The organism is Kitasatospora sp. NPDC057015 (assembly GCF_042673745.1).
Taxonomy (GTDB): domain Bacteria; phylum Actinomycetota; class Actinomycetes; order Streptomycetales; family Streptomycetaceae; genus Kitasatospora.
The window spans coordinates 1-5,276 of record NZ_JBHUSG010000111.1 but is presented as its reverse complement, the minus strand read 5'-3'; the positions used below and the strand labels follow the sequence as shown (position 1 = coordinate 5,276).

The following is a 5,276-nucleotide window of genomic DNA, read 5'->3' as shown; positions in this document are numbered from 1 at the left end:
GCGGATGCCGTGGGTGGTGACGAGGTGGCGGGCGAGGAGTGCGCCGAGGTCGCCGGTGCCGCCCGTGATCAGCACCGTGCCGTCCGGATCCAGGACGGACGTGCCGTCACCGGGGTGTGGCCGGGGCGGGGCGGGAGCGAGCCGGGGAACCAGCACACGGCCCCCGCGCAGGGCGACGCTCGGCTCGTCCGGGTGGAGGATCCGGGCCAGGTCCGCGTGCCAGCCGTCGGGCCGGTCGGTGTCCACCAGGACGATCCGGCCCGGGTGCTCGGACTGGGCGGAGCGCAGCAGCCCCCGGTCAGCGGCGCGGGGCAGGTCGTGGACGTTCTCGTTCGGCTCGACGGCGACCGCGCCGCTCGTGACGACGACGAGGCGGGTGTCGGCGAATCGGTCGCCGGCGAGCCAGGCCTGGACGAGGCCGAGGGTCCGGGCGGCGGACTCGCCCGCCGCGTAGGCGGGTCGGGGCGCGGCCGGGGTGTCGAGGAGGGGGAGTACCAGGGTGTCGGGCGCCGGCGCGGTGGAGGCGAGTGCATCGGTGAGCAGTCCGCTCCGGCCGGGCGCAGCCGGGGCCCGGGGGGTCTGCGGTTCAGTCCAGACGAGGTGGAGCAGCGGTTCAGGTGCCGCGCCGCCGGTGGTGGCGAGCAGCCCGGCCGGCCGCAGCAGCAGTGACTCCACGGTGAGGACGGGCCGGCCGGTGGCGTCGGCGGCCTCGATGGCGACCGCGCCCGGGCCGGTGGAGCTGAGTCGAACCCGCAGGGTCGTGGCGCCGATGCCGTGCAGGGCGACGCCGTGCCAGGCGAACGGCAGGGCGGCGGTGGCGGGGGTGCCGGGCAGGACCCCGAGGCCGAGGGCGTGCAGCGCGGCGTCGAGGAGGGCGGGGTGCAGCCCGAACGTGCGTGCCACATCCTCCTGTTCGGCCTCCAGCGCGACCTCGGCGAACAGCTCGCCGTGGCGCCGCCAGGCTGCTCGCAGGCCCTGGAAGGCCGGGCCGTAGTGCAGGCCGTCGGCGTCGAGGCGCTCGTACAGGCCGTCCAGGTCGAGGGCTTCGGCGCCGGCCGGTGGCCAGACGGCGAGTGCGTCGGAGGGCTCGGGAGCCCCGGCGGACAGCATCCCGGAGGCGTACCTGGTCCATGGCCGCCCGGGGAAGGCGTCCTCCTCGCAGGCGTACACCTCGACCGGGCGGCGGCCCGCCTCGTCGGGTGCGCCGAGGCGGATCTGCAGGGTCACCGCCCTCTCGGCCGGGACGATCAGTGGCGCGGTGAGGGTGAGTTCCTCAAGGTGATCGCAGTCCGCCTGTTCGCCAGCCCGCAGGGCGAGTTCGACCAGGGCGGTGCCGGGGAGCAGGACGGCGTCGCCGACGGCGTGGTCGGCCAGCCACGGCTGGGTCCGAAGGTCCAGCCGGCCCGTGAACAGGAACTCCTCGGAGTCGGCGACGACGATGCTGGCGCCGAGCAGCGGGTGGTCGGGGAAGCCGAGGCCGGCCGAGCTGACGTCGAGCCGGTTCCCGGCCGGGGCCTCCAGCCAGTGCCGCTGCCGCTGGAAGGCGTACGTCGGCAGGTCGACCCGGCGGGCGTCACTGTCCCGGAAGTACGCGGACCGGTCGACGGCGGTGCCCCGGGCATGGAGGCGGCCGAGGGCGGCGGCGACCTCGGTGGCCTGGTCTCGGTCGGCGCGCTGGGCGGATACCGCGGCGGAGCCGGCCCGGGTGAAGCAGGCCTCGGCCATGGGCGTGAGAGCTGCCTCCGGCCCGAGTTCGAGGAAGGTGCGGGTGCCGTCGGCCTCCAGACGCCGGACGGCGTCGGCGAATCGGACGGGTCGGCGGGCGTTGCGCACCCAGTACTCGGGGGTGCAGAGCTCCTGCCCGTCGGCGGGTTCGCCGGTGACGGTGGAGACGAAGCCGATCCGGGGCGGCCGCAGCTCCAGCCCGGCGGCGATCTGCCGGAACTCCGCCAGCATCGGGTCGACCCGCGCCGAGTGGGAGGCGTAACTGACGTTCAGCCGACGGGTCTTGCGGCCGAGGGCGGCGAAGTGCGCGGCGAGGGCCAGGACGGGCTGCTCGTCCCCGGAGAGAACCACCGCGTCGGGGCTGTTGACGGCTGCGATCTCGGCGCCTTCGGTCAGCAGCGGCCGGACCTCCTGCTCGCCGGCGGCCACCGCGACCATGGCCCCGCCGGGTGTCAGTGCCTGGGTGAGCCGGCCGCGCGCGGCGACCAGGACGGCCGCGTCGGGCAGCGAGAGTACGCCTGCGACGTGGGCGGCCGCGAGTTCGCCGCCCGAGTGGCCGAGGACGTGGTCGGGCTCGACTCCCCAGGAGGCGAACAGGCGGAACAGTGCCACCTCGACGGCGAACAGCGCGGGTTGGGCGTAGGCCTGCCCGGCGAGCGGCGACGCGCCGTCCTCGGCGGGCGAGCCGAAGACCGCCGAGCGCAGCGGCGTGGGCAGCTGCCGGTCCAGTTCGGCGCAGACGGCGTCGAAGGCCTCGGCGAAGGCCGGGAAGGCCGCGTACAACTCCTTTCCCATGCCCGGGCGTTGGCTGCCGCCGCCGGTGAACATGACCGCCAGGGCGCCCGCGGTGGCGCGCTCGTGCAGGACGCCGGCGGTGGGGTGCCCGGTCGCGAAGGCGTCCAGGTCGTGCAGCAGCGTGTCCCGGTCGCGTCCGACCACGACCACGCGGTGGTCGAGCGCGGTGCGGGTGGTGAGCAGGGAGTGGCCGACGTCGGTGGGGCTCGGTGCCGGGTCGCGGCGCAGGTGGGCGGTGAGCCGTCCGGCCTGGGCACGCAGCGCGGCTTCGGTGGCGGCGGTCAACGTCCACAGGGCGGGCGGCGAGGCGGCGGCGTGCGCCGACGGCTGCTCCTCGGGCGCGGGCGGTTCCTCGATGATGGCGTGCGCGTTGGTGCCGCTGAATCCGAAGGAGGAGACCCCGGCGCGGCGCGGGGTCTCGCGGCGCGGCCACGGCTGCGGCCGGGTGAGCAGTTCCACGGCCCCGGAGGACCAGTCCACGTGCGGGGTGGGCTCGTCGACGTGCAGGGTGCGGGGGAGTTCGCCGTGGCGCATGGCCAGGATCATCTTCATGATCCCGCCGACGCCGGCCGCGGCCTGGGTGTGGCCGATGTTGGACTTGAGGGAGCCGAGCCGCAGCGGGCGGTCGGCGGTGCGGCCCTGGCCGTAGGCCGCCAGCAGGGCCTGGGCCTCGATCGGGTCGCCGAGCCTGGTGCCGGTGCCGTGTGCCTCGACCGCGTCGACCTCGGTCGGGGTGAGGCCGGCGTCGGCGAGGGCGCGGCGGATCACCCGCTGCTGGGCGGGGCCGCTGGGGGCGGTGAGGCCGTTGCTGGCGCCGTCCTGGTTGACGGCGGTGCCGCGTACCACGGCGAGGACGGGGTGGCCGTTGCGGCGGGCGTCGGACAACCGCTCCAGCAGGAGCATGCCGGCGCCCTCGGCCCAGCCGGTGCCGTCCGCACCGGCCGCGAAGGACTTGCAGCGGCCGTCCGAGGAGAGGCCCTCCTGGCGGCTGAAGTCGACGAAGGGCAGCGGGGAGGCCATCACGGTGGCGCCGCCGGCCAGCGCGAGCGAGCACTCCTTGCCGCGCAGCGACTGGACGGCCAGGTGCAGCGCGACCAGGGAGGAGGAGCAGGCGGTGTCGATGGTGACGGCCGGGCCCTCCAGGCCGAAGGTGTAGGCCACCCGGCCGGAGGCGATGCTGCCGGACGTCCCGGTGCCGAGGTAGCCCATGACGTCCTCGGGCAGCTCGCGCAGCCGGGCCGCGTAGTCGTGGTACATGATTCCGGCGTAGACGCCGGTGCGGCTGCCGCGCAGGGTGGCCGGATCGATGCCGGCGTGCTCGAAGGCCTCCCAGGAGGTCTCCAGCAGCAGGCGCTGCTGGGGATCCATCGCGGTCGCCTCGCGCGGGCTGATGCCGAACGGCGCCGGGTCGAAGTCGGCCACGTCGTAGAGGAATCCGCCCGCGTGCGCGGTACTGGAGCCGCCCGCGTCGCCCGGGCCGCGAAGGGAGTCGAGGTCCCAGTCGCGGTCGACGGGGAAGGCGGAGACGGCGTCGCGGCCCTGGGCGACGACCTGCCAGAGGTCGTCGGGTGTTTGGACGCCGCCGGGGTAGCGGCAGGCCATGCCGATGACGGCGATGGGTTCGCGGGCCGCGTCCTCGGTCTCGCGCAGTCGCTTCCTGGTCTGCCGAAGCTCGACGGTGAGCCGCTTGAGGGAGTCCAGGATCTTCTCTTCGGTGCCCGGCATCAGGCGTCTCCCAGTTCCACGTTGATGATGGCGAGCAGTTCGTCGAGACCGGCGGAGTCGAGGTCGTTCCCGTCCGCGTCGCGGTCCGGGTCCTCGTCCCGTTCGGTGGCGGCCTGGTCCCAGGCGGCGAGCAGGGCCTTGAGCCGCAGGTGGATCTGTTCGGTGGTCTCCTGGTCGCCGGCCAGCCTGGGGAGAGCCTCACGCAGCCGGTCGAGGTCGGCGAGAGCGGCGGCGGCGGGGCTCGGGGCGGCAGGGACGAGGACGTCCCTGAGGTGCGCGGCGAGCCCGGCGGGCGTCGGGTAGTCGAAGACGGCGGTGGCGGGCAGGCGGATGCCGGTGGCGGCGTCGAGCCGACCGCGGATCTCCACGGCGGCCAGGGAGTCCACCCCGGCCTCGGTGAACGGCCGGTCCGGGGCGACGGCGTGGGGCGAGCTGTGCCCCAGCACCGTCGCGGTCCGGGTGCGGACGAGGTCGAGCAGCAGGCTCTCGCGCTCGGCGTCGTCCAGCGGGAGCAGCCGCTCGGCGAGGGAGGAGGCGCCGGGTCGGCCGTGGCCGTCCGGGGCGGTGGGCCGGGGGCGGGCAGGGCGTACCAGGCCGCGCAGAACCGGCGGGAAGTCCTGGTCGCCGCTTCGTGGTTGGAGCAGCGGCAGGTCGAACCTGGCCGGGATGAGCAGGGGCTCGGGCCGCCCCAGGGCGGCGTCGAACAGGGCGAGCCCGGCGGCGGGGGCGATCGCCCCGAACCCGGCGCGGGTGATGCGGCCGCGTTCGGCCTCGGTCAGGCCGCCCGCCATGCCGCCGTCCGTCTGGTCCCAGAGGCCCCAGGCCAGTGAGAGGGCGGGCAGGCCGAGGTGGTGGCGGTGCTGGGCGAGGCCGTCCAGGTAGCCGTTGGCGGCGGCGTAGGCGCCCTGCCCGGCGGAGCCGAGGACGCCGGAGGCGGAGGAGAACAGGATGAAGGCGGTGAGGTTGTGGTCTTTGGTGAGGTGGTGGAGGTGCCAGGCGCCGTCGGCTTTGGGGCGCATGGTGTGGTCGAG

The 5,276-nt window shown here is 75.5% G+C and carries 2 protein-coding genes; both read right to left on the bottom strand.

The window, feature by feature from the left end:
• A partial coding sequence (locus ACFTWP_RS41230) for a type I polyketide synthase (protein ID WP_380270324.1) occupies nt 1-4,245 on the bottom strand: 4,245 nt, incomplete at its 3' end.
• A partial coding sequence (locus tag ACFTWP_RS41225) for a beta-ketoacyl reductase (RefSeq protein ID WP_380270323.1) occupies nt 4,245-5,276 on the bottom strand: 1,032 nt, incomplete at its 5' end. The genes ACFTWP_RS41225 and ACFTWP_RS41230, both read right to left, overlap by 1 nt.